Origin of the sequence: Paenibacillus sp. CF384 (assembly GCF_900106745.1) — a bacterium.
Lineage (GTDB): Bacteria > Bacillota > Bacilli > Paenibacillales > Paenibacillaceae > Paenibacillus_Z.
Genome location: NZ_FNNV01000003.1, coordinates 68,515 through 93,673 on the forward strand (window position 1 = coordinate 68,515; position 25,159 = coordinate 93,673).

Genomic DNA, 25,159 nt, shown 5'->3' on the forward strand with positions numbered 1-25,159 from the left:
ACTATTTTTTTAGGAGCTGATGGGGTGAAGAAAAGCAGATATTACCCGTTTGAACGGAATCGTTATTTCTATGGGAAATTGCTGACGGTTCGGGATTTCGAATCCGAGCAAAAATATGTCGGCGACAAACGCCGTCTGCTGAATCGGCTTCTTGTTGGAAGCGGGGTCGTGTCCGGCATGCATGTCGTGGCGGTGGACGACAAATCCATTACCGTCGAGATGGGCGTGGCAATCGATTATGCCGGCCGTGAAATCGTTATTCCGTCTCCGACGACGCTGAAGCTGTCGATGATCGAAGGATTCACGAACAACGAGTATAAGAAGAACGTCTATCTCTACGCGGCTTATGATGAGAAAGGGAAAGAACCGGTACATGCGATAGCGAATTCCGCAGTTCGTTCCGAGGATGTCAGCGAATATAATCGCGTATTGGAGAGCTACCGTTTGTTCATCAAGGAGGAGGCGCCTGATCCGGCATCCTTCGAGCATGTTCGTCTGTCTGAGGTCATTGCGCCAATCTATCAGGATGGACAAGTTCGTATCTACCAGCGCATGCCTAAGTACGCTGGGCAGGAAGCGGTAGTCGATGTAACGCTTGTAGTTGAGAAAACGTTGCAAACTCCGCGCATTTCGCTTGAGTTTCAAGTGGAAGCTGACGGCCTGACACCGGTTGGATTGGAGGACGGTTTGGTTTCGTTCTCGGAGCCGGGCGACGGACAGGAAACCGAATATACATACACGTATTCCGTGAAAGCGGCAAATTGGGCCAATGGGCGTAAAGCCTCGCTTCGCATCGACAGCCAGAGCATCGTCCTCAATATTGGCGACATGCGCGTTCCGATTGATAGCAACCCGACCCATGAAGTGGAGATTATAAGCGAGCCGGCTGTTGAACGCATCATGCGTGATTATTTTGATCGGACGTTGGATCAAGCAGTTGATGGCGTTGCGGAACAGAGTATCTGTCTGGCGAAGATTAGCTTGCTTCAAATGGGACCGACCTATATGATCGAGGGCGTTGAGCGTGTGCCATTCGGTGAATACGTGTACAATCCTTCTCTTCTGCAGCGTGTGGGCGCTTTTGGCACGAAAGACCAACTGTCCAAGTTCTTCACGTCTTCGGAAGCGTTCACCGTGCCTTTCGGACAAGAGCCGCAGCTGGATGTGGACTATAATCCGGAGCGGAGCGAGTTCTCCTTCAAGCTTGGCGTTCCACAGCCGCAGCATTTGCAAGATGAGCTTGCTACCGGTACGGTAACGGTGGAGCTTGAGCCGAACGCGAAGAGCGGTCTGTATTTCTTCTCTCGCGGGCAGAAGAACTATGTTACAGGCGAGATCGAGAGCGGGCTCGGCGAAGGTCAACTCTATGTGATGGTCGGCCTCGAGGACAAGGATGTTAATATTACCTCTGATCTGCTGCAAGCAAGCGATCAAGTGTACTACGGATCTTCCGATGTGTTCAAAGGAAGCGAATTCGAGTCCCAGCTGCCTAACGTTACATTCGGTACAGTGGTGTATCCGAGCAAGGGGACGTTCCGCATCGGGATGAAGCTGGGGCAGGCAACGGAAGCTTCGGCGATCAAGCTGCGCTGGTGGGCGTTCAAGAAGCTGCCGGGGGCGGAGTCAGCTGTAGTGGTTGAATCAGCAGCAGCAGCTGCTGCGAAGGTTATCCAATCGGGGATGAAAGAAGCGGCGGCATCGACGGATAAATAAGGTAAAATGAAGAGCTGTCTCAAAAGTGCAGTGGTGACTTTTGGGACAGTTTTTGTTTTGCTTGGGGAGATAAGCTTGTCTCCCGTACAACGGTTGATTAACCGGAAGTCGGGATAAATAATTACAGGCGAGCAAGTCGCTCGCACCACTGAATGTTGCTAACTAGGCAACATTTGACCGTATTTGTGGCTGCATTGTCGGAAATGCTGCGCATTTTGCAACATTCTAACTTGAAATGCACCTTGAGATGGCGCCAACAATGAAAATGTTGCCTTCTGCACAACAATTGCAGGAGTACGAGTAGAAAACAGCAGATTTTTTGCCTTTGCCTTTCAAGCATCATTACAGTTCCAATCGCTCCTCGACTCAAATAACCTCACCACCACCCAGACCCCAGCCAAGTCACCTACCACCTCCATGACCGCCACTTCGAGAGTCGGAAAACGCGACTCTCAAACGTAAAATCATTGAAAAAAGCTGCTGAGAATCGGAAAATCCGCTTCTCAGCAGCCAAAGTCGCCAACCACCACATTCCCCCACCTCGATCTCGAGAGTCGGAAAACGCCACTCTCAATCGAAAAAACACTGAAAAAAGCTGCTGAGAATCGGAAAATCCGCTTCTCAGCAGTCAAAGTCGCCCACCACCACCATGACGCCACCTCGAGAGTCGGAAAACGCGACTCTCAATCGTAAAATCACTGAAAAAGCTGCTGAGAGTCGGAAAATTCGCTTCTCATCAGCCAAAGTCGCCCACCACCACCATGATCCCACCTCGAGAGTAGGAAAACGCGACTCTCAATCGTAAAATCACTGAAAAAAGCTGCTGAGAGTCGGAAAATCCGCTTCTCAGCAGCCAAAGTTGCCCACCACCACCATGACCCTGTTGATGCCATCTGGAGTTGGTTGCATTCCTTTATAATCATTTAGTGAAAGAAAAAAGGCGGTGCAGAGATTAAATGCTGCGCCGCCTTTTTTCTATTCGGTTACAAGCATGGATTTCGTCACACTCAGTCGAACAGGTACTTTCTCTGTTTTAAAATAAGTAAAGGTGAGGTAGGAGTCGCCAAGCTTATAAACTACGATTGATTTGTCCGCATCGATCGTTTCTTTCGTGCCTTCAATCTTCAACGCTTGGACCTGTTTTAAAAGTTCGGCAATAATGAACTTGTTCCAGAGGTTAACCTCGGCAACATAGGCCTCTTCGGGATTCGCTTCGTCCGGCTCGAGCATGAACGACAGCTGATAAGCGGCATAGGTCATTAACGAAGGACCTGCAGGTACCGCAGCATCTCCGGCAGGAAGCTCTTCGGCCACGGTCGGCAGCTCGGAAGCAGGAGGCTCAACAGTCGAAACTTTGCCTTCTGCAGCCGTTTTCTCCGTTGATATCGTCTTCGCAGCAGATGCCGTCTTCACCGGCTTCGATTTGTCATCCTCGGCAGCAGCCTTCTCGCTCTCATCCTTCTTCGTATCGCCAGTGCCAACTGTGCCTTTAGCATCGCTTGCGGAAGGGGTACCGGTTGCTTCTTTAATGTCGCTCGCCTTCGTATCAGCACCGGCACCAGCATCCGTACCTGCGCCAGAATCACCGCCAGCAGTGCTTCCGCTAGGCCCGCCTGCAGCCTCTTCGGCAACGTCCTCAGCAGGGGTTTCTTCTTCTACTGCAGGTTCCACCACGGCATCTGCATCTTCAGCACCTTCACTAACAGCAGCTTCCGGTGGAGCATCTGCTTCGCCGAGTACATCCTGCAGCTTCTTACGCGTGAGGCTGATGAAACCGGCTAGATTGATCTTGCCGCCTTGGAAAAACCCTTTGTATACCGTATTGCCATCAGCATCATTGAGAGCGCCTACGCCGTCATAACGACCGTTCTTGTATTTACCGGCATAGAGCACGGTTCCCGTAGCAATATCGAATGATTGTCCGTCTCCATGCTTCACGCCGCTGCTGAAACCGCCGGAGTATGCGACCGTTCCTTTCTCAGTGAACAAGGAACCAATTCCATTGTATAATCCTAGCTGGAAGGCCCCTTTATATTTCACGACCCCATTTGGATAATATTCAGTGCCTTCTCCGGATAGCGCGCCGTTCTTGAATTCGCCTTCCACCTGCACGGTTTGGTCAGGCCGCATCAGTTTCCCGGCACCTTCGTATACATTGTTAGCCCAGTTGCCGTCATAGACGACAGCACCTTCGGTATCGTACGATTTGCCAACGCCTCCATAAGCGCCTTGCAGGAAGCCGCCAGCATACAGCATGCCGCCAAGCTCATTGTACAGCGTACCGTTGCCCTCGAATTTACCCCCGACAAAGTCGCCTTCATAATGCGTCTTCCCATCGCTGAAGAACAAGGTCCCGGGTCCTCCATATTGGTCAAGCGCAAACGTTCCACGGTAGAGTAGTTTGCCGTCTTGATCGAATTGTTCACCCATTCCGTTCTTAAGCCCTTTGGCAAAATCGCCTTGATAGAGCAGCTTGCCGTCCTTGCTATACAACTTGCCGGTACCTTCATATAATCCGGCAGCGATGCCGCCCTCGTAGAGCAGCGAACCATCGGCATTAACGATCTTGGCTGTACCTGTGAAGGAGGCCAAGCTTGCTGCTGTCGCTTCGATCTTAGGCGTGCGTGCAAGCAGCTTGTTCAGCATCTTCGGTGGCTTGATGAAGCCGAAATAGAAAATAACCAGTCCGACAAGAACAAGGATGACTACAAGCTTCTTCGCGATGTAGAAGCGGCCGAACGGAATATAGTTTTTGACCGATTGTTCCGCCGGATTGAGGATGGATTTGACCCATTTGCCTAGGAATACGAGCAGAAACTTAGGCAGCTGCTTCGCATACTTCATAGGGATCATGAACAGTTTCTTGAACGGTTTAATAAAAGGTTTGAGGAATTGCTCCAGCATCTTCATTAGGGCACCTGGATCGTGAACTGACCGGGCACTGTAATTTGAATCATGCCGCCCCAGTTGCACATGCATTTGGATGAATTGTTTAATGCCGGCATATTCGCGATTAAGACTGTCGGTGAGCCGGGTGCCCAAGGGGCCGCCGTAACCGGTATGCAGGGCATTGGCGTTAATACGCCAAGTGCAGCAGAAGTTGCTGCAATGACTTGCGGATTAGCCATTGAACTGCACATTCCGAAAGGCATAATATTGACCATTGGCTTATTGTCCATAATGTTGGCAATCGGCATCGCCGTCAAAACCCGATTCGCGGGCAAGACATTGAGTGCGCTTGGTGCTACACCAAATGAGCACTGCAGCATAGCGCCTTGACAAACAAGCTGACCCATAAATGTTCCCCTTTGTCTGATAGACTTTCAATCATGTCTTCCGCACTATAATCTCTCTAGTTAATAGTACTATAAAGCATTTCAAAGCTTCAATAATAGATGTCGCTTTTTGGCGAAAATATGCAGTTTTTTGATGTCTCCGGACGCACTTTGTAGTAGTATGGTAATAAATCGCTATTTTTCTCTCTGAAAGGGAGCGTCCTACAGATGAACCTGCAAAGGCCAAGTAAATCCTTGAACCGAAGAAGCTATCCTCGTTTATGGTTGACTATACTTTTATGCTGTTTGATAGGATTGTCGGTATATTTGTTTATGCACCGTAACGAGCTCACTCAGAATCCAACGAAGGATGCGACTGCTCTTTCGAATTTGTCGGCGATTGCGGCGGGCACCGGTGGCGATGTCTACGTCATTAGTGATGCGAAGCAGCAGATTCAAGCCATCGATCGAGACGGGAAGCTGAAGTACCGAATTAAACAATCGAGTAATAATCGCAGCAACTTCAGCGAATTGGCAGTCGATGAACAGGGCCGAGTGTATGCAATCAATACGGTACTCGATCAATACGGCTTGTATGTCGAATCAGAGGAAATCGTGCGCTATACCGCGGAAGGCAAGTTCGATAAACAGCTCTTCATGTGGAAGGGCGATCAGACCAGCAAACGAATCGGACAGCTTAGAGCACTCCAAATTAAAGCCAATCTATTAACCTTTTACATAAGCAAGCCGAATGAAGTTCAGCAGAAGCAGCTTTCACTTGATAACGGGAAATGGGCACAGCCTTTTGCATTTAAGCTGCCTCCGAACCGTTTCCTCTCCGAGGTGTATGGAACGGAACCTGGTTCGATTTACTTCACCACCAAGCGAGGCGCAATCTACCAAGTAGCAGCGGATGGTACTAGCAAGTCGCTCTACCCAGTTGCAGGCATGGAGAAGACACGCAAGAACTTCCCGGAGCGTCTGAAGCTGGACGGCAATGGAAATATTCTATTTATCGATCGTTCCATTAACGCGCTGACGAAGCTTACGCCCAATACAGCGAACCCGATCACGTTGCTGCTGGAAGAACCGGCATTAGCCGCCGCAGCTCCTGAAGCAGAGAGCTTGGAGATCGCAGATTATACCTTGCACGCGGACGGGAGCAGTGAGCTGCTGCTGGTAGACCGAATGATGAAACAGAGCAGCAATGGGGCAGTAACGTCTTCCTTTGCTCAGCTTCATTACAGCAATCAAGAACGAACCCAGCAATGGCTTGTCTGGGGGGCTGCGGCAGCGGGACTGCTCCTGCTTGCAGCGTCGGCACGACTCGTATACATCCATATCATGCGTCGTCGCATTTCGTTCTTCCTTAAGCAGATGGTAGCTTTTGTACCCCTTGTTACGATCTCGATGGTACTGCTGTCCAATTCGATCTACGACGGCTTCTCCGGCAAAATGGAAGAGGAAATGAAGCGCGAGCTGTCCGTATTGGCGCAGAGCGGCAAGTATATTATTGATGGTGATCGACTAGAGAAGCTGACGTCACCGAATGATTTCATGAACGCTGACTATCAAGAGATTAAAGAGCGGATGAATGTGCTTTTCCAGCATGATAACAGCATTGACCGCAGAGGGTTGTACAGCACGGTATACAAATACGAGAATGGCAAGCTCTATATCATTGCGGATGATGACGATGGCGTTAATATGTTTAAGCCTTTTCCGTTATCGGAGGACAACCTTCCGGTCGTTGAGCAGGGGCAGGTGATAAGCGGTAGCTGGGTAGATGCGAATGGCCAATGGACCTATGCGATTGCTCCTGTCTACAACTCGAAGGGCGAGATTGTCGGTATTTATGAGACAGGCCGCGATCTGAGCGTCTTGCGAGCGGAGAATGCAACGATTAACCAAACGATTTTCAAAAATATCACGATCATCACGGTGCTCATCCTAATCGTGTTCATGCTTTCGTCCTACTTCCTGCTGGCTTCCTTAAGGAAGCTGCGCAAGAGTGTTACAGATATCACGAATGGCAACTGGGACGCAGAAGTCCATATTCGCTCACGCGACGAGGTGGCTGACCTAGGTGAGCAGTTTAATCTCATGGTTCGCCATATTCGGCAATATATCAGCGACATTACCGCATTCAGCGAGGCATCGTTCCGCTTCGTGCCCCAACAAGTATTTAAGTATTTGGGTAAACGAGGCATTCTCGATGTGCATCTCGGTGATCAGGTTCAACAGAACATGGTTGTCATGGTGACCAAGCTTAGACAGTTCTATGAAATGTCGAAAGGGCTGACACCCAAAGAAAATTTCAATTTCATGAACTCCTTCTTAAGCCGATTTGGTCCACTGGTACGTAAGGAGAACGGTTTAATCAGCAACTATCTTGGTGCCGGTTTCATGACCTTGTTCCCGAGTCGAACCGAAGATGCCATTAAAGCGGCAATTGCCATTCGCAAAGAATTGCTCGTCTATAATGGTCACAGAGCCAAAGTGAATTACATTCCGGTCGAAATTGGCATTGCGATTCATAAAGGGCCGCTCATGCTCGGGATCATCGGCGAAGAGACGAAGATGGAGAGCAATGTCATTTCGGACGATGTGACGTTGACCTCGCGTTTGGAGGAGCTTTCCGAGACGCTGGGTGTTTCCATTCTTGTGACGCGATCCGCCTTGGAGTCGATGGAAGCGCCGGAGCGGTTCCAATTCCGCTGGCTGGGACGCGTTCATATCGAAGGCAATCAAGATCCGATCGAGCTTTACGATGTTTATGAAGGCGATACGGAGGCACTGCGCTCCGGTAAGGACAAGACCAAGAAGCTGTTCGAGCGAGGCATTCAGCTTTATCAAGAAGGCCGTTTCTTCGACGCACGGGAAACCTTCGTTGAAGTCATTAAGTGGAACCGACTCGACAAAACAGCCAAGCTGTATTTCTATCTATGCGATGAGTATTTCCAGAGGGGCACTGCTGTCGATTGGAACGGCACGTTAGCCGTTTCATAAGGCAAAGGGAGGATTAACGAATGATGCGACAAACGATCTTTCAAGTGCGGCCGCTCAAGCTGGAAGCAGAAGCAAGGGGAATCAGCTCGTTCTTTCTGTCGGATGACTCGTTCGACGATGTCAACCACACGCCTGGCGAAATCCAGCATTATCTAACCAATCCGCTCAATTCTCTGACATCGGATTATGAATACCGTTTTGTACAAAATGAGCAGAACGACATCATAGGCGTTATCGGGTATTTGCAAAATGAACAGCAGACCGGCGGGTACTACTTGGATTATCTCGTTGTCCATAAAAAGTACCGCAATCATGGCATCGCGTCTCTCCTGCTGACGGACATGATCGAGGTGCTGCGTTCCAGGGCAGCGCGTTACCTATTGACGTATACATGCAATACGGATGCCTACAAGCCGGTGCGACGGCTATTCGAACGTCAAGGGTTCCTGCTTGCTGGCCGTTGTCCGGATTATTATTTTGAAGGGGAAGACCGGTTAATTTATAGTCTAAAGCTGAGCAGCGTACGTTATGAGGAAATAATCGGATGAATGCAATGATACTACGATGGATCGGCGTCAAATTCGAGGATCGGCGAAAGCTGGCCATGATGGCGCCTGTTTTTTTTCTGTGCGGGATTTCGGAACTGCTGAACTATAACGGATATATGACCTTGTTTAACCAGCGCTTCGGCAGTGAATATCTGCCTTATGTGTACGGAGCGGAAGCGGTTATCATGCCGCTTGAGGCTTGGTTTATGTCTTGGCTGACGAGTCGTCTTACCAAACCGCAGCTCATGCGTGCGCTCTTTGCCATCATGGGCGTCATTATAGGCGTAAATGCGGTCGCATTGCTGCTGTTTAACTTTCTGGACATCAGTCCGAAGGCGTATTATCCGTTTCTCTTCCTTAGCTCCAGCTTCGTAGTAAGGCAGCAAACGATACTGCTCTGGAGTCTGGCGGTAGATTTGTGTCCGACGCAGCAAGCGAAACGGCTGATGCCCGTATTTGTATCCTCTGCCGCGCTTGGCGGTATTGCTGCAGGGGTGCTTGCGCAGGTTGTGAGCAAATGGCTTGGTGCAGACGCTGTCTATATGTTAGCGCCGCTGTTTCTTCTTGCTGGCGGAGTGAACTATTGGAAATCCATTGCACACTATCTTGTGCCGCTGACGCTTAAGCAAGAGCGAAGTGTCGCATCGGGTGCTGCAGAAGGCGGATTGTCATCCGGCGATTATTTCAGACGCTCCTTCACCACTCCTTATTTGCTGGTGGCAATCGGCATTATGACGCTGATGCCAGCCTTGTATTTCTTAATGGAATACATTTTTCTGAATGTCACTCGTACGATCTATAAGACGGAATCGGAGTTTGCGTCGTTCTTTGGACTTGTTACAACACTGCTGTTTACGATAGCGCTGCTGCTCCAGCTGGTCTCGAATCGCTTAATGGCATGGCTTGGACAAAGTAATATGCTGCCTGCGATCGCCATTATTTTCACTTGTGGTTTCGTGGCAGCAGCGGCTACCTTCGGCACATCGTTCATTCTCTACTCGTTGTCGATCGGGTATATGTTCCTATACCTGTTACTATATTATTTCGCGGAGCCTGCCAATCAGCTGTTCTTCAAGCTGCTGCCGATGCTTCAACGGGATGGATACCGCTATATCGCACAAGGCGTTGCGGCTTCACTGGGTATTCTGATTGGCGCACTGCTGCAGTCGCTGCATGCTGAGCTTGGGTTTAGCTTAAGGCTGCTTGCCTGGGTGGGCGGAGGCGGCGCCGTTCTGCTTGTGCTGCTGACCTACATTGGCAAATCCTTATATATTCGCGAGCTGATTCGAAGCGTTCAGACGATGTCGGATACGAGGCAGGACCTTGCGCTCGCCTTCGATGAGTATATGCGCGAGAACAAATCGCCGCTTATGCTGGATCAGTTGCTGGCGAACAGCAACGATTATGCCCGCGAGGTCGCGCTTGGGATGATCGGCCGAACGGGAGACGATACCTATCTGCCGAAGCTGCTGGCACTTGTAGATGATCGCAGCGCTCGCATTCGTATTGCTTCTCTAAGGGCGATGAACCTCGAACGGGCAGAGCTTCAAGCGCTGGTCAAGGTAGCCTCGTTCCTGGAAGACCCCGACTTTGAGGTAAGGGCTGCCGGCGTCCGTTTGCTGGGCCGAGCCGATCATATGCGGCATCAAGCCGTCTATTTTGTCAGGTTGAAGCTGCTGGATTCGAGCCCTAAGGTGGTAGCGGAAGCGGTCAAAGCACTCTATTATTTGCAAAATGAGCAAAGTTTCGAAGCTTGTTATGAGGTCATTCAGCGGTATTTGAAAGAAGGCGGGGAACAGACCGTCTATATCTGCCGAGTGATTGCCGAATTGGAAATGTACAGCTTTCTCCCGGATGTCGAGCAGCTGCTTGGTCATACCGACCCTGCTGTCCGGGCTGAAGCCATTGCTTGTATGGGGAAACTGCGGCATATTGCCGCAATTCCATGGCTGATTGAGCAGCTCGAGTGGGCAGAACCGGCGTTATATCAGGTTACAATAGAAGCTTTCATTGCCATGGGAAGCGGCGCTATTGAGGCGCTGAAGGATGTTCTGCAGCAAGCACAGCCGAAGGTGTGGAGTGCATCTATTCGCGCGCTTGCTGCCCTTCTGGAAGAAGCAGAATCTCAGTCCGTCTTGTTGGGCGCTGCTCTAGTGAAATTGGATGAACTATGGAAGAGTCGCGATATTGAGGCGGCCTTGTATACAATGGAACTGAGCACGAGAGCTGAGCTGGCACGGATGCGATTGACCGAACACAAGGCATTCCTGCTTGACGGCGTATGGACCGTCATGGAACGCACTGCTGAAGGTGACGTTGTGAATGCGGTTCGCAGAGCGATTGAGGATGAGGATGAGGAAGTCAGAGAGAGCGGGCTTGAAGCGTTGGCGGAAGGATCGGCGGACAAGCGGTTGACCGTCGCACTGCTCGCTTTGTTCGAAGGCTGGAGCGCTCCGCATGCTGACTTGCCTTATGAACAAGCCGTTCAAGTGCTGCGGGCGGCGGCCGGCTTACAGGATATGTGGCTGCAGCTGCTCGCTTCCGATGCGCTGCAGCGAGAGGAGAACGAATCATTGAGTGGACAACTGGCGTTAATGGGGATGCTGGACAAAGTCGTATTTCTGAAGCAAGTCCCGTTCTTCAGTGATCTTTCGTTAGAGGAGCTCGGCTATATTGCCGGCATTGCGGTGGAAGAACAACATCCAAGCGGTACTCGTCTGGTAGCAAGCGGGGAGGTCAACAACAAGCTGGGCGTAATCGTAGACGGCTCGGTACAGCTGCTTGCATCAGGCAGGATGAACGGCATCATTGCCGAGCTTGGACCAAAGGATGTTTTCGGCGAAACCTCGGCCATCGATGCAACGACAGCTACAACGTCGGCTCGATCGGTAGGAGATGTTCGCATCTTGACATTGCTGGGCGATGAAATGGCGAAGCTCATTCGCCTGCATCCGGAAATCGGAATGGGCTTGCTGAAAGCATCGCTCGCTCGCGTGCGCATGCTTGAGAATAGGATTGCTCTATCAGGCTGATTGAGCGGGATATAGCGGAATGAAAGGGAACTCGCGGAGAGTTCCCTTTTTGTTAGTTATTTTTGTGACATTTGATCATAAGGAATGGAAACGGAGGTTTACCTTCCGCATTCTTATGCGGCTCTACAATTTCCGATATTTCTAACCGGCCAACATGTTGGAATTCTTCGTGGATAGAGTCAACATCATAGAAGAACATTTTCATGCCATCGATGATCTCGTAATAGTCTTTATCCAGCTGTTTGCCTTTCCCATACATGGGGGCATCCTTCGAAATCGTAGTAAAGATCATATAACCGCCGGGCTTTAACTGATTATAGCAGTCCTGAATAAACTTGGCTCTCTCTTGTTTATTCAATAAGTGAATCAATGCATAGCTGAATATTCCGTCATACTGCTTGTTATCGAACGGCATCTCGGTTACGGATCCATGAAAAATATCGATTTCAAGCCCTTCTTGTCGTGCCAGATCAATGGCAGTTTGTGAGATTTCAATTCCGGTTACATGAATGCCGTTGTCTATAAAAACCTTGGCGTTTCTGCCATAGCCGATGCCGGGTATTAATAGATCTTTTACGTTGTTCGACAGGAAAAAGTCTTTGGTTACGATTGCTGAATCAGCAGGCTCAAATCCCCACATCAATTGATTTTGTACAAAGCTTGATTCCCAAATTTCGGTCATATCCAATCTCCTTCACATATGAAAGCTGCCTTTAGGAACAGTATATCCTATGAAATGGGATTGTAGAAAATAGACACATGAAACGGATTGTAAAAGACAGGAGAATAAGCATAGCTTTTCAATCTGCAAGCGATTACAATGGTAGGGTGATAATTTTCTGATTATTTATTCCAGTATAAGAGGAGAGGCTGACGAATGGCAGGAAATCGTGCAGTAGTATATGTAGAATCCGGTAAAGTTGAAGTACGGGATATTTCTTATCCTGATCTGGTTTTGCGTGACGGCCCAGGTGTTAATCCGCTTAATGTCGGCAGAAAATGCGATCACGGCGTCATCCTTAAAGTAATTACTACTAACATATGCGGAAGTGACCAGCACATGGTGCGTGGTCGTACTACAGCACCGAGCGGTCTCGTGCTGGGTCATGAAATTACGGGTGAAGTTATTGAAGTCGGCCGCGATGTAGAGTTTATCAAGAAGGGCGATCTCGTATCGGTGCCTTTCAATATTGCCTGCGGACGCTGCCGCAACTGTAAAGAACGTAATACTAACGTATGTTCGAACGTGAATCCGGATCGTCCGGGCTCGGCTTACGGCTACGTAGATATGGGCGGCTGGGTTGGTGGCCAATCGGAATACGTAATGGTGCCTTATGCGGACTTCCAATTGCTCAAGTTCCCGGATAAAGAGCGCGCCATGGAGAAAATTCTTGATCTGACCATGCTCTCTGATATTTTCCCAACTGGCTACCACGGTGCTGTCAGCGCAGGCGTGAAGCCGGGCTCTACGGTTTATATCGCAGGTGCAGGTCCTGTCGGTCTTGCAGCGGCTCATTCCGCACAACTGCTTGGTGCAGCTGTCGTTATCGTAGGCGATCTGAACAGCGAACGTCTTGCTCAAGCGAGAAGCTTCGGCTGCGAAACGGTCAACTTGCGTGAGCATGCGAATTTGGCTGAGCAAATCGACCAAATTCTCGGCGTTCCGGAAGTGGATTGTGCGGTTGACTGCGTAGGCTTCGAAGCCCACGGTCACGGTAAATCGCATGGCGAAGCACCGGCAACCGTACTGAACTCCATCATGGAAGTTACGCGTGCAGGCGGTAGACTGGGTATTCCGGGCTTGTATGTGACAGGCGACCCGGGCGCGGTGGATGAGGATGCCAAAATCGGCACACTCAAAATCCGTTTCGGTCTAGGCTGGGCGAAATCCCATACATTCGTAACAGGCCAAACGCCGGTTATGCAATATAACCGCGATCTAATGACCGCGATTCTTAGCGGCAGAGCACAAATTGCGAAAGCGGTTAACGCGACATTGATCTCGCTCGATCAAGCTCCGGAAGCTTACTCGGCATTCGATCAAGGTGCTTCCAAGAAGTTTGTTATCGATCCGCACGGCTCTGTCCGTCGTTAATCCCAATTGTACAAGCTGCCTCAAAAGTCGATTGCGACTTTTGAGGCAGTTTTTTTGTTTGGTATTTACGGGATTTGAGCACGAGAGTCCGAAAAATGATCTCTCAGCGCCGAAAACAAACGGAAATTAGGCTGAGAGTTCAGAAATTGAACTCTCAGAGGTTAACTAACCAATCTACCCGCGCGTAATGGAGTGAAAGTTCAAAAATTGAACTCTCATCGTAGAAACTGCCTCGAAATAAAGCTGTGAGTTCAGAAATCAAACTCTCGCGGAATATAAATTAGCACAAGATAACATAACTAGTGATGGCCTGCAGAATCTAGTGAATCTTGACGAAAATTTTCATGGATTATGGTATATTAAGAGAAAAGCGGCTTGTTAGCGGATTCGGGGAGGCAATCTTTCAGTGAGAACTTTCGGTTCAGGCAAATCGATTCGTAAAATGGACAAAAGCACGTACGAGCAAGCTCCGGCTCAACGTGCCAAATCCAATTCGGTGGCTTCCGTGCAGCGTGCGCTGGCTAGCGGAGCGCCGCTTCAGGCAGCAGATATACATACGCTGCAGCGGTCGATTGGGAATTCGGCCGCTAAGCAGCTGACCGCAGGCAGCGGGAAGCCGATCATGGCCAAAATGACGATCAATCAGCCAACCGATGCGTACGAGCTGGAAGCGGATCAAGTCGCGTTTCGCGTGGCTAGCGACTTACAGTCCGACTCAAAGGATAGCGATTCCACTGCACAGCGGGCAGAGGAGCAAGGGGAGTCGGAAGAAGAAGAGCTGCAGCTGAAGGCGGACAGCGCCGGTGCGATCCAGCGTGAGGAGCAAGGCGAGACGGAGGAAGAAGAGCTGCAGCTGAAGCCGGACAGCGCCGGTTCGATTCAGCGCGAGGAGCAAGGCGAGACGGAGGAAGAAGAGCTGCAGTTGAAGGCGGACAGCGCCGGGGCGATTCAGCGCGAGGAGCAAGGCGAGACGGAGGAAGAAGAGCTGCAGCTGAAGGTGGACAGCGCCGGGGCGATTCAGCGCGAGGAGCAAAGCGAGTCCGAGGAAGAAGAACTGCAGCTGAAGGCGGACAGTGCCGGGGCGATCCAGCGTGAGGAGCAAAGCGAGTCCGAGGAAGAAGAACTGCAGCTGAAGCGTGATCCGTTCTCGGTGATTCAACGGGCAGAGGATGGCGCTCCTGCGGAAGCTAGTCCGGGCGTCGAGGAATCGATCAACGAACTTCGCGGCAAGGGACAGCCATTGCCAGATCGATTGCGCCAGCAGCTTGAGGATTCTTTCGGGGCTGATTTCAGCAAGGTTTCGATTCACACTGATAATGCGGCGGATGATCTTGCGAAGAAGGTCGGCGCCAGAGCTTTCACAACCGGCAATGATATCTTCTTCCGTCAAGGCGAGTACAAACCGGGTACGGCAAGCGGGCTCCAACTTCTCAGCCATGAGCTCACCCATATCGTCCAACAGAACTAATCGATTAAGAATGAACGAAGCAAACTATTCCGCTCAGGGAAGTTTGCTTTTTTCTTGTCATATATCCGTAAGAAAGGCAATAAATAGTTACCAAACAAACCCGTGGACATGGTAAACTGATTACGGGTCAACCTAAAAGCGTCACTACACTTTGTGGGAGGTCATTCGCGATGCATAATTGCACTTTAGTTACGAAACCTGCCTTAAACATGGTCGGAATCAGCTACTGCGGTCCCTATTCATCGTTTCCGGATGAAGCGATTCATCTGCAAAGCGAGTTTCTCTCCAGAAAGCATGAAATCGAAGGCGAAGTAAAGACAACCGTGCTTTACAGTCCCTATTTCGGCAACGAAGTATTTGCGACATATTGGGCATGTTTTGAGGTCCCCCATCTGAGTCAAGTGCCGGACGGCATGGTGCAGTTTACAATCCCGCAGCGCACCTACGCCATGGCAGCATGTACAAATAAACGCATCGGTGAAGGCTACGAGCAGCTATCGGCTTGGATGAACGAGGAGAAGCTGTTGAAGAGGGAGAATGCCGTATCCCTTGAAATCTTTTATATTGATGAACACTTGGAGGAGGAGCAGGTCGAGCTGCTGATTCCCATTGTAGAACAATAAAGCTTCGTTCAACTGGCTGCCTGCACCGTATAAAGGAGAACTAGATTCAATCATGACAGCAGCCAAATTTTTCACCCACCCATTAGGCATAATTGGAGCTTCCGTCAGCGCAACTTTGCTCTGGGGAAGCTCTTATCCGTTTATTAAACTGAGTTACGCAAGGTTAGGCATTGAATCGCATGACACGATGGAACAAATATTATTCGCAGGCTACCGCTTCACATTGGCAGGTCTGCTTATTCTGGCTTACATGCTGATACGGAAGGAGACACTTCGTTACCAGCGGGGCAGCGGCGGCATGGTCGCGTCGATTGCGTTGTTCCAAACGGTTCTGCAGTACATTTTCTTCTATGCAGGATTATCGAAGAGCGCAGGCGTCGTAGGCGCAGTCATTGCCGGGACGATCTCATTCTTCCAAATTGCATTAGCGCATTTCCTATATAAAAATGACCGTATCAACGGAACCAAAGGCCTCGGGCTTCTTGTCGGCTTCTTGGGACTTCTTGTGCTGGGTTTATCCAAGCATGACGGAAACAGCGGGCTTCACTTCTCGTTAGGTGAAGTGCTGCTAATTGCGGCAACACTGTTTAATGCGATTGCGAATTTACTATCCAAACGCGCTGCGGCTTCTTATAGCATCCCGTACATTAACGGATATCAAATGCTCGTCGGCGGGATTGTGCTTACCGTCATCGGAGCATGGCAGTCGGGCTTGGCGCCTTTTCATTTTGACGGGATCGCACTGCTCATGCTTCTTCATCTGGCACTCGTATCGGCGCTGGCATTCATGCTCTGGAACAATGTCATGAAATACAACAGTGTTGGCAGCGTATCGATGTACCTATTCCTCATTCCGGTATTCGGTGTGCTGCAATCTGCCATGTTCCTTAGCGAGCCGCTGTCTGCAGCAGTACTGGGTGCTTTGGCGCTCGTTTCCGCAGGGATTGTCATCGTGAACAGTCGTAAACGCGTAGTGAAGGCGGATCAAGCCGTATAATGAATGAACTGCGAAAGAGGTGAGTGAAACGATGTCCCTATCCATTCCGATTTCGATTATAGATGCTTTTACATCCGTACCATTCCGTGGCAACCCGGCTGCCGTTTGTCTGCTTGCCGAGACACGCGATGAGCAGTGGATGCAAGACGTGGCTTCGGAGATGAATTTGTCGGAGACTGCATTCCTACAGCGGAGAGAGGATGGAAGTTACGATCTTCGTTGGTTTACACCGACGGAAGAAGTGGATCTGTGCGGGCATGCCACGATGGCAAGTGCTCAATTCTTATGGGAAAATCAACATCTCGCACCGGATTGCATAGCTTCCTTCCATACTCGCAGCGGTCTGCTCACCGCAGAACGGACAGAGGAGGGTATTAGGCTGAATCTCCCCTCAGAGCCCGCAGAGCCGATAAAAGTGCCGGAAGAACTCATACAAGGGTTAGGCTTAATTCCAAGGTATGTCGGGAAGAATCGCATGGATTATTTGGTGGAGGTCGACAGCGTACAGACTGTGCAGACATTAAAGCCTGACTATGCCATGCTGGCAAAGGTAGAAGCAAGAGGGATTATCGTGACTAGCAAAGGAACGGGGAAGCCGGGCGATTATGATTTCGTATCACGCTGCTTCTATCCGGCATCCGGATGCAATGAGGATCCTGTTACGGGTTCGGCTCATTGCGCACTTGCCCCCTATTGGCAGCGACGTTTGCGTCAGAATACCTTTATGGCTTATCAGGCCTCTCCAAGAGGAGGCGAACTGTACATCGAGCTCGAGAATGACCGAGTACTGTTATCCGGTCAGGCAGTAACCGTAGTGAAGGGGCAGCTTACAGGTCAGTAGGTAGAAATCCCTATCTAGATACAAGCGGCAACTTGTGATATAATTTCATATTGCAATTGCATAAAGGGGAAGGTGTGGAACGTGACTTACGAGATTCCGAAACATATCGAGCAGTTCGGCAAAGATATCCAGGAGAATCAGCTCCGATATCATAACCGACGGGTGATCGTTTCCAAGGAATTTACTTTTGATAGTGCGCATCATTTGCATTTATATGAAGGCAAGTGCAAAAGTCTGCACGGCCATACTTATAAGCTTCAAACGATTATGTCCGGGAAGACAGATCATCGCGGACTGACCATCGATTTTGCAGATATGAAACGGATTGCCAAAGAGCGGGTAATCGATAAGCTCGATCATCGCTATCTGAACGAAGTGCTGCCACCAATGAATACGACGGCAGAGAACATGGTCGTTTGGATTTATGAGCAAATCCATGATGCACTTCTGGAGGAAGGGCATTACCCGAATATTCGCATTGAAGAAATTCGCTTATGGGAAACGCCGACGAGCTATGCGGCAGTAACGCGCGACATGATGGAGGCGGACGAGAATGCCGGATAAGGATATAGCGCCGACTGAGGGGCGCTCCATTCGGCTTCCGATGGTGGAAATTTTCGAAACGGTCGAAGGCGAAGGCACACGTGCCGGGTTTCCGACCGTTTTTGTACGTCTGTTTGGCTGTAATTTGCGCTGTGTTTGGTGCGATACGAAGTACAGCTATCCACCGGCAGAGGCAGAATTTACAATGACGATTGAAGATATTGTGTCCCAAGTGGAGCAGCAATATAAAGCGGAGTATATTTGTATGACCGGGGGCGAGCCTCTTCTGTACGGCAGTCGTTCAGCAGCGCTGCTGCAGGCGTTATGTGATATTGAACGGATTAAAGACGTACATGTGGAAACGAACGGAGCAATTGATCTGGCGCCGTTCCTTCGCGATATCCGCTCTTCGAAGGCTAGATACATTATGGATTATAAGCTTCCGGATTCGGGGGAGCATGCGGCGATGTTGCATGATAACTTCGCATTGCTGCGGGAGCAGGATGAAGTGAAATTTGTCATTGCCACGGATCGTGACTTTGATGCTGCTGTGCAAACGCTGAAGGAATATCCGACAGCTGCGCTTGCGCTATTTAGTCCCGTGTGGGAGAGCATGCCTCCGGCAAAGCTGGTGGAGAAGATGCTATCAAGCGGACTAACAGGCGTGAAGTTGAACTTACAGCTGCACAAGATAATCTGGGATCCGGCTAAGAGAGGTGTGTAAGGGATGAAGAAAGCGGTTATTATTTTGAGCGGCGGTTTGGATAGTACGACTTGCATGGGATATGCCAAAGAAGCGGGGTACGAGCTATTCCCGATCACGTTTAACTATGGACAGCGTCATATTATGGAACTGAACAATGCGCGCGCGGTTGCTGAATTCTACGGTGTAAGCGAACGCTTCAAAATCATTGAACTAGGGTTCTTGCGTGATTTTGGCGGAAGCGCACTTACAGATGATTCGATCGAAGTACCTAAGATGGGAGCAGATCCGGTTCCGGATGAAGTCGGCGAAATTCCGGTTACTTATGTACCGGGACGTAACCTATTGTTCTTGTCGATTGCTACGTCGTTCGCAGAGAGCGTAGGAGCTGAGGCGATCTATATTGGCGTAAATGCGCTGGATTACAGCGGTTACCCGGATTGCCGACCGGAATTCATCGCGAAGGTGGAAGAGGTTATTGCAATCGCAACTAAAGTTGGTGTTGAAGGAAAGCCGATCTCCATTGAGACGCCTCTTATCCATCTAACGAAAGCCGGCATCGTAGCAGAAGGGTTGCGCATGGGCGTTCCGTATAACCTGACAACGTCCTGCTATAACGGGGAACCAGAGGCATGCGGCGAGTGCGATAGCTGCCGACTGCGTTTGAAGGGTTTCGCCGAAGCGGGAACAACAGATCCAATTCCTTATAAATCCTAATAAAAAGACAGTTCATGCGAGCAGGAAGGATCCTACCGCGTGAACTGTCTTCTTTATTATGCGAATAGTCGGAGGTGAGCAAGGTTAAGCCTGCTGTGAGCTTCGTTTGGCGGTTTCATCCGAACTCCGTGTCCGTTGCCGCATGGAAGGGTGAAGTGTCACTTTATTCTTACCGGTCGTCTTCGATTGATACATCGCTTCATCGGCTTGACTTACAATCTCTGCAATGGATGCGCCTTCTCGACTTGCGCTTATGCCGATGCTGATTGTGACCATCGTCTCTTTCTCTACCCGGCTGCGAATGGTTTCGGCCACGACCTCCGGCTTCACGTTAGGCGCAGCGACTAGACCGAGCAGCTCTTCACCGCCGTAGCGGCCAGCCGTTCCAATGCCAGCCGTTTCTTCTCTCAAAATGTCAGCGACCTGCTTAAGAACACCGTCCGCTTTATGATGACCTTGCGTATCGTTAAGCTTCTTGAAGTTGTCAATATCACAGAAAATAATCGCAATCTTTTTCGTATCCCGCAGCAGCTGCTCGGCTTTCTTATTGAAGTGACGCCGATTGTACAAGCTGGTTAAGCCGTCCGTAATCGAAGATTGGAAGGTCATTAACAACCGTTCCAGCACCCATTCGAACAAGAGCAGGAACAGAAGCGAATAATAGATGACAGGGAGCAAGTGGCTTAGAATGACAAGCATCGGGACTTTCCCGTGAAATACATAGCCGTCTGCCAGATCAGACAGCTGATAGATGAAGTAAACGATCAGGCTGGCTGAATAGTTGAAGCGTTGATCAATGCCTCTTAAGTTTAGCAAAATGATGAAGTTTAGAATGAGCCCGTAAAAGTCAATTGCCAGCAGCTGTGTTTGCGCCGTACTGTTTTCAGGTGAGATCGAAATCTGAGCAGCGGTTACGAGGATCAGCCCGATAAACATGAGCAGGAAAGGCATACCTTTCAATTTTGTACTGGGTCCGGTATACAATTTCATGAAAACGAAGTTAATAATAATAAAGGAAAGCAGGCTGATAAAAGATTGCGCTAAATCCGAATAATAGGAGCTCATATGACCAGGGAACGAAAGCCCGATGAGTGCGCCGTTCTGGATAATCACAATCGGAAGCACGACGATCAGAATGAAGTAGGTACGGTTGCGTCTGTAACTCGTATATAGCTTGACAGCCATAAACAACATGAGAACGAGTATGGTCATTACACAAGCAGATGCGAAAATTTGTCCGGTCGTACCGGCAAGCCACTGAAGAATCGTCATGTTAAGACCACCTATGTAGAGTGTGAAAGCATTGAATGTGTACGGCGTAAAGTGGGATGACTTCAATTTACAGAAACGTATGTTCTATCATACCATAGATTATCGGTTGAGAACCTTTGATTTTCAAGGGTTCTTATAATTTTTAATCAGAAATGCGAAGAGTGCTTCGATTAGGGTTATTATTCCATTTGGCTCATTGACCGGATAGAAACGAAATATAGATAGGAAGGAGGAATTCGAAGGAAGAGGAGGTCGCATAAAACAATGGCCGTAACGGTAAACATGACAAGTCCGGTGTCTGATCCAGGCAACGGGGTCACTGTCACCGGCAATATTGTCACGATTAGCAGTCCTTTGGTGGACTATATTATTGTCGGAACAACCGCAGTTAATAAATTGGTAGTTTCAGGGGCAGTTTCTGTCACACTTAGCACGTTATCGATTACTTCATCTACAGCTAACGCTCCTGTCTCGGTGACTTCCGGTACGGTCAACATGCGAATTACGGGGACAAATCGGCTTGAAAGTACGGGCGGTAGCGCGGCATTAGGGAAAGCGGGATTGGAAATCCTTCAAAACGCGAGCGTAATATTGGAAGAAGATCTCACCTCTCCCGGAGGTGAATTGACGTCTGTCGGCGGATTCGGCTCTGCCGGGATCGGCAGTAGTGTGAATACGCTTGGCGGCAGCCTCACGATTGAGAGCGGAGCGATTAACGCAATAGGCTATACGACGATTACGACGATACGATTGAGCGGAGCAGGTATAGGAGCGGGGGCATCAACCCTGGCAGCAGGCGCTTCTTTCGGCTTGATTACGATTAATGGCGGAACGATTACTGCGAGTGGCGGAAATGTCGGCAGCAATGGCGGCGCTGGTATAGGTGCAGGTCATGCAAATGTCGGATCGTCTGTTGTGGAGGGAATCGTCATCAATGGCGGTAACGTAACGGCCAAAGGAGCAGACTTCACGACGAATAACAGTGGGGCCGGGATTGGTGCGGCGTGCGCCGGAGCGAATGCAATTTCCAGAGTCGGAAGCATTACGATTAATGGTGTGAATACGATCGTAAACGCGACAGGCGGATCCATCTTTGCTACAACAGGCAACAGTTCCGGCTCGGGAATAGGTTCTTCGTGGGTAACGGCAGCCGGCGGCGAATCCAGCGTTGGGGACATTACCATTAACAATGGATTGATCCGTGCTGTCGGCGGTACGGTGGCGAACTTTACGGGCAGCGGAATTGGGGCTGCCGGCGTGCGATTTGCTGCAATTTCGCAGGTCAGTCATATTTTTATCAACGGTGGAACGATCGAGGCCATTGGTGGAACAAGTGTGACGTCTGTGGATACGAGCGGCGGATCGGGGATCGGGTCCGGTTTTGCATCCGGCGGTGGAACCTCGTCTGCAGGCAATATTACGATTGCCGGAGGAAACATTACGGCCAGTGCGTCACCGTTAAGGCAAGGCGGCTCCGGGATTGGAGCAGGTTCCGCACAGGGTACGGATTCGACGTCCGTCACCGGCCAAATTGAGATTACAGCCGGAGTTGTCCGAGCAACCGGCAGCGAATTTGGAGCAGGCATCGGAACCGGAGGTATTCTGAGGCTTGCTGTATCCAACGTAGCAGCAAGAACAGGGGATATTGTGATTACGAGCGGTACCGTTACCGCGATCGGTGTCAAAAACTCGCCCGGTATAGGGCCGGGAACGGCATCAGCCAATGCGCTTTGTTTCGTATCGAACATTCTCATTTCAGGCGGTACCATCGTCGCGAAGGGTTCGACAGATACGTCCAATACCCCGGGTGGAGCGGGCATCGGAACCGGTTTTGCAGTTGGGGGCACTTGTCAGGTCGGTGCGATCGAGATTACGAATGGTGCGGTCATTGCGGAAGCGACCTCCGGGTTTAGCGGAGCCGGAATCGGAACCGGAGGAGCGACCTTTGCGGCAGCCAAAGGGGTGTCACTTGTCGACCGGATTACGATTGAGAACGCGACCATCCATGTAGCCGCAAGCGGCGGCCATCCAATCAACGATTCGGGCGTCGGCATCGGTGCAGCCTATGCGCTGAGCAGCGGCGTGTCACGGGTCAATGTGATTCAGATCGTAAACTCTACTCTCGAACAAGTTCTCGGGAGTCTAAACAGCGCGGCAATCGGGTCGGGACGAGCGGATTTCGATCAAAGCCAGTCCTCTGTCGGCTCCATCACGATCACGGGATCGACATTCGGTCAAGTCATTGGCGGGAACTTTGGAGCGGGCATCGGCTCAGGCAATGGTATGGAAGGTAATTGCGCATCTGTAATCGGCACGTTTCAAGGCACAGACCCTATTAGTGATTATAAAAATTGGGCATTGGGGAGCATTACGATTACGAACTCTACGTTCCATACCATCGCGGCTCTACCTTACGGGGATGCGGCGTCGGTGATTGCTGGAGGTACAGGAATCGGTTCGGGGGCGACAGCGGCCCGAATCGTTACTTCGAAGACAAACGGGATATCGAAGGTTGGCACGATTGAGCTCGACAACGTGACGATAACTGCGATTACAGGCGGCCTCGGTGCTCCCGGGATTGGTTCCGCTTATTCGACGAATGGCGGTGAGAGCCGCGTGGATACGATCATCTTAAGAAACTCTGTGATCGAGTCCGTAAGAGGGGGATTTACACGATCCGGTTCTCTTTCCCTAGGGCCTGGTATTGGTACCGGCTACGTAAACGACTTTCGTCTCGCCGAGACATTGACCCCCTATTCATTCGGCGGCACGTCAACAATCGATCTCATCAGCATCGAAAACACGCGCATCGGCGGAGCGTACGGCGGAGAGAAAGCGCCGGGTATTGGTGCTAGCTTCACGGAGAACTTGGATTCCGCGAATAATGGTGTTATCGTGAATCGTTCACAGCTTCGTTTATTGCAGATATTGAATCAGAGCAACGTGACCGCTTACGGTGGTTTGAATGCGAATGGCATCGGGATTTCGGAGATCGCATTCTCAGCCAGAACACCGTCTGATCCTGTTATTGATGCCATCAAAGGCTCCTCTTATGTGGATATCCTGCATATCGATGCGACTTCCCGTGCTGTTGCGTATGCCATTAATTTTCCCGGTGTCTGGACGGGGATTCCGAATTCTGCATTTGTTGATGCAGTTCCTCCAATCGCCGGTACGTTTACGGACGATGTCTTCAACCAGCGCGACCAGCTGTGGACGGGACTGAAGAACGCGAATCAGTTTGACTCCGAATCGGAGTGGCTGTCGATTGGGGGCTGGACCAATACCCCCGGGAGTACACCTGATGCGAATATCGTTAACTCGACTTTCTACAAGGGAAGAGAAACCGATGGCGTAAATGGGATTAATGCAATCGATACTACGCAAGAGCTGCGTCTTGTATCCATTGATGCTGTGGATAGTATCGAGCTCGTCATTCCTCCACTGTACAAATATGTTGGATTTACAGGAGAAGATCCGAACTATTTCTTTCGGATTACAGGCGGACCTTATCAGAACCAGGTCATCGTTGACAGGCATACCACGTTAAACCTCAGTAACGAGCCGTTTGCGCTGGCAAACGTGGCAAGCGAAACCATTCTACGGCTGAAAGTTTTACAAACACGCTTATCGGTGACTTATTTTGCGAATACGGAATCGGTCGGATTCCCTGAGCTGACTTCCGGCGCAGTTCCGACGGATGAGACGGTATACACGAATGATAATTTCGTTGAGGTACAGGAGAATCCAAACGCGATGGTATTAACCGGTTTCGTATTTTCCGGTTGGTCGCTGAATGATAACGGTCAAGGTTTGCCCCCAATATATCAGAATCCGTCCATACCGCCATCTGAGCGAAATCGTGAGATTACCGGCAGCAACGGACTGGGTATTCAAGAGGACCAAAACTTGTACGCAGTTTGGGAACCCGAGGTCCCGATTCCGCCAATCGTCATTATTGATGTAGAGCCCAAAGATGTGCCATTAGGTTCGAACACAACCGTTACCATTACCGTACAGAATATCTCTAATGTTACAATCACGAAACAGCTGCGGACTATTCTGCCTCGCGGATTTGTATACCTCATTGATTCCTTAACCATTAATAATGAGGAGATTACGTTGCAAAATATTAATAATGTACTCCTTGATCTTGGTGTCAATGAACCCGGCGAGATCGATGTCATCCGGTTTCGTTTAAGAGCACCGTTAAGAAGCCGTTTCCGCTGTCATAAATTGCGATCGTTATTAAGAAGTACCATCGGTGAAGTAAGGGCGGAAGCGGAGATATGTTTAGAGGAAGAGGAAGAATGAGTTAACGAG

Annotated in this window: 17 protein-coding genes; 13 read left to right on the top strand and 4 right to left on the bottom strand. The window is 50.1% G+C overall.

Annotated features, from left to right (window positions below):
• The first annotated feature begins 24 nt into the window (after positions 1-24).
• On the top strand, positions 25-1,713 hold the full coding sequence (locus BLW29_RS07780; protein ID WP_090977961.1) for a hypothetical protein: 1,689 nt from the start codon (positions 25-27) through the stop codon (positions 1,711-1,713).
• A 975-nt stretch (positions 1,714-2,688) separates the two neighbouring features.
• Here BLW29_RS07780 and BLW29_RS07785 read toward each other — a convergent pair.
• A complete protein-coding gene (locus BLW29_RS07785) occupies positions 2,689-4,617 on the bottom strand; it encodes an MORN repeat-containing protein (protein ID WP_177186531.1) in 1,929 nt (642 codons plus the stop codon).
• Positions 4,618-4,622: 5 nt separating this feature from the next.
• Entirely contained in the window at positions 4,623-5,009 is a 387-nt protein-coding gene (locus BLW29_RS07790; RefSeq protein ID WP_090977965.1) for a DUF4280 domain-containing protein, read from the bottom strand.
• A gap of 312 nt (positions 5,010-5,321) precedes the next feature.
• On the opposite strand from BLW29_RS07790, the gene BLW29_RS07795 reads away from it, so the two are divergent.
• From BLW29_RS07795 to BLW29_RS07805, 3 genes are read left to right on the top strand one after another with little or no spacing between them, the layout of a single operon-like run.
• Positions 5,322-7,997: an adenylate/guanylate cyclase domain-containing protein gene (locus BLW29_RS07795; protein WP_256208468.1), complete on the top strand. Its 2,676-nt coding sequence runs from the start codon at positions 5,322-5,324 to the stop codon at positions 7,995-7,997.
• Positions 7,998-8,017: 20 nt separating this feature from the next.
• Positions 8,018-8,545, top strand: coding sequence for a GNAT family N-acetyltransferase (locus BLW29_RS07800; protein WP_090977969.1), 528 nt, complete (start codon positions 8,018-8,020; stop codon positions 8,543-8,545).
• On the top strand, positions 8,542-11,577 hold the full coding sequence (locus BLW29_RS07805) for a HEAT repeat domain-containing protein (RefSeq protein WP_090977971.1): 3,036 nt from the start codon (positions 8,542-8,544) through the stop codon (positions 11,575-11,577). The genes BLW29_RS07800 and BLW29_RS07805 overlap by 4 nt, the downstream gene beginning before the upstream one ends.
• A 52-nt stretch (positions 11,578-11,629) precedes the next feature.
• Here BLW29_RS07805 and BLW29_RS07810 read toward each other — a convergent pair whose 3' ends face one another.
• Positions 11,630-12,259 carry a class I SAM-dependent methyltransferase gene (locus BLW29_RS07810; protein ID WP_090977973.1) on the bottom strand — a complete coding sequence of 210 codons (630 nt, stop codon included), beginning with the start codon at positions 12,257-12,259 and terminating at the stop codon, positions 11,630-11,632.
• Positions 12,260-12,454: 195 nt separating this feature from the next.
• On the opposite strand from BLW29_RS07810, the gene fdhA reads away from it, so the two are divergent.
• The 8 genes from fdhA (at position 12,455) to queC (ending at position 19,564) form a co-directional block, all read left to right on the top strand.
• Positions 12,455-13,672, top strand: a complete 1,218-nt coding sequence (fdhA, locus tag BLW29_RS07815; RefSeq protein WP_090977975.1) for a formaldehyde dehydrogenase, glutathione-independent — start codon at positions 12,455-12,457, stop codon at positions 13,670-13,672.
• A 406-nt stretch (positions 13,673-14,078) separates the two neighbouring features.
• Positions 14,079-15,140 carry an eCIS core domain-containing protein gene (locus BLW29_RS07820; RefSeq protein ID WP_090977977.1) on the top strand — a complete coding sequence of 354 codons (1,062 nt, stop codon included), beginning with the start codon at positions 14,079-14,081 and terminating at the stop codon, positions 15,138-15,140.
• Between the two features lie 170 nt (positions 15,141-15,310).
• Positions 15,311-15,763, top strand: coding sequence for a GyrI-like domain-containing protein (locus BLW29_RS07825; RefSeq protein ID WP_090977979.1), 453 nt, complete (start codon positions 15,311-15,313; stop codon positions 15,761-15,763).
• Positions 15,764-15,815: 52 nt separating this feature from the next.
• Positions 15,816-16,760, top strand: coding sequence for a DMT family transporter (locus BLW29_RS07830; RefSeq protein ID WP_090977981.1), 945 nt, complete (start codon positions 15,816-15,818; stop codon positions 16,758-16,760).
• A 31-nt stretch (positions 16,761-16,791) separates the two neighbouring features.
• The gene (locus tag BLW29_RS07835) at positions 16,792-17,601 is read left to right on the top strand and encodes a PhzF family phenazine biosynthesis protein (protein WP_090977983.1); all 810 of its coding nucleotides are present in this window, start codon (positions 16,792-16,794) and stop codon (positions 17,599-17,601) included.
• An 81-nt stretch (positions 17,602-17,682) separates the two neighbouring features.
• Positions 17,683-18,165: a 6-carboxytetrahydropterin synthase QueD gene (gene queD / locus BLW29_RS07840; RefSeq protein ID WP_090977985.1), complete on the top strand. Its 483-nt coding sequence runs from the start codon at positions 17,683-17,685 to the stop codon at positions 18,163-18,165.
• Complete coding sequence (locus tag BLW29_RS07845; RefSeq protein WP_090977987.1) at positions 18,155-18,868, top strand: 7-carboxy-7-deazaguanine synthase QueE; 714 nt, start codon at positions 18,155-18,157, stop codon at positions 18,866-18,868. Before queD ends, BLW29_RS07845 begins: the two co-directional genes overlap by 11 nt.
• Before the next feature lie 3 nt (positions 18,869-18,871).
• A complete protein-coding gene (gene queC, locus BLW29_RS07850) occupies positions 18,872-19,564 on the top strand; it encodes a 7-cyano-7-deazaguanine synthase QueC (RefSeq protein ID WP_090977989.1) in 693 nt (230 codons plus the stop codon).
• An 84-nt stretch (positions 19,565-19,648) separates the two neighbouring features.
• Here queC and BLW29_RS07855 read toward each other — a convergent pair whose 3' ends face one another.
• On the bottom strand, positions 19,649-20,836 hold the full coding sequence (locus BLW29_RS07855) for a GGDEF domain-containing protein (RefSeq protein WP_090977991.1): 1,188 nt from the start codon (positions 20,834-20,836) through the stop codon (positions 19,649-19,651).
• A gap of 264 nt (positions 20,837-21,100) precedes the next feature.
• Here BLW29_RS07855 and BLW29_RS07860 point away from each other — a divergent pair, with 264 nt between their 5' ends.
• Positions 21,101-25,150, top strand: a complete 4,050-nt coding sequence (locus BLW29_RS07860; protein WP_090977993.1) for a beta strand repeat-containing protein — start codon at positions 21,101-21,103, stop codon at positions 25,148-25,150.
• Positions 25,151-25,159 lie beyond the last annotated feature (9 nt).

Bases quoted from the DNA above. Each gene is read 5' to 3' on its own strand.
- BLW29_RS07785 (WP_177186531.1), bottom strand. From the start codon at position 4,617: ATGCTGGAGCAATTCCTCAAACCTTTTATTAAACCGTTCAAGAAACTG.
- BLW29_RS07790 (WP_090977965.1), bottom strand. From the start codon at position 5,009: ATGGGTCAGCTTGTTTGTCAAGGCGCTATGCTGCAGTGCTCATTTGGT.
- BLW29_RS07795 (WP_256208468.1), top strand. From the start codon at position 5,322: ATGCACCGTAACGAGCTCACTCAGAATCCAACGAAGGATGCGACTGCT.
- BLW29_RS07800 (WP_090977969.1), top strand. From the start codon at position 8,018: ATGATGCGACAAACGATCTTTCAAGTGCGGCCGCTCAAGCTGGAAGCA.
- BLW29_RS07805 (WP_090977971.1), top strand. From the start codon at position 8,542: ATGAATGCAATGATACTACGATGGATCGGCGTCAAATTCGAGGATCGG.
- BLW29_RS07810 (WP_090977973.1), bottom strand. From the start codon at position 12,259: ATGACCGAAATTTGGGAATCAAGCTTTGTACAAAATCAATTGATGTGG.
- fdhA (WP_090977975.1), top strand. From the start codon at position 12,455: ATGGCAGGAAATCGTGCAGTAGTATATGTAGAATCCGGTAAAGTTGAA.
- BLW29_RS07825 (WP_090977979.1), top strand. From the start codon at position 15,311: ATGCATAATTGCACTTTAGTTACGAAACCTGCCTTAAACATGGTCGGA.
- BLW29_RS07830 (WP_090977981.1), top strand. From the start codon at position 15,816: ATGACAGCAGCCAAATTTTTCACCCACCCATTAGGCATAATTGGAGCT.
- BLW29_RS07835 (WP_090977983.1), top strand. From the start codon at position 16,792: ATGTCCCTATCCATTCCGATTTCGATTATAGATGCTTTTACATCCGTA.
- BLW29_RS07845 (WP_090977987.1), top strand. From the start codon at position 18,155: ATGCCGGATAAGGATATAGCGCCGACTGAGGGGCGCTCCATTCGGCTT.
- queC (WP_090977989.1), top strand. From the start codon at position 18,872: ATGAAGAAAGCGGTTATTATTTTGAGCGGCGGTTTGGATAGTACGACT.
- BLW29_RS07855 (WP_090977991.1), bottom strand. From the start codon at position 20,836: ATGACGATTCTTCAGTGGCTTGCCGGTACGACCGGACAAATTTTCGCA.
- BLW29_RS07860 (WP_090977993.1), top strand. From the start codon at position 21,101: ATGGCCGTAACGGTAAACATGACAAGTCCGGTGTCTGATCCAGGCAAC.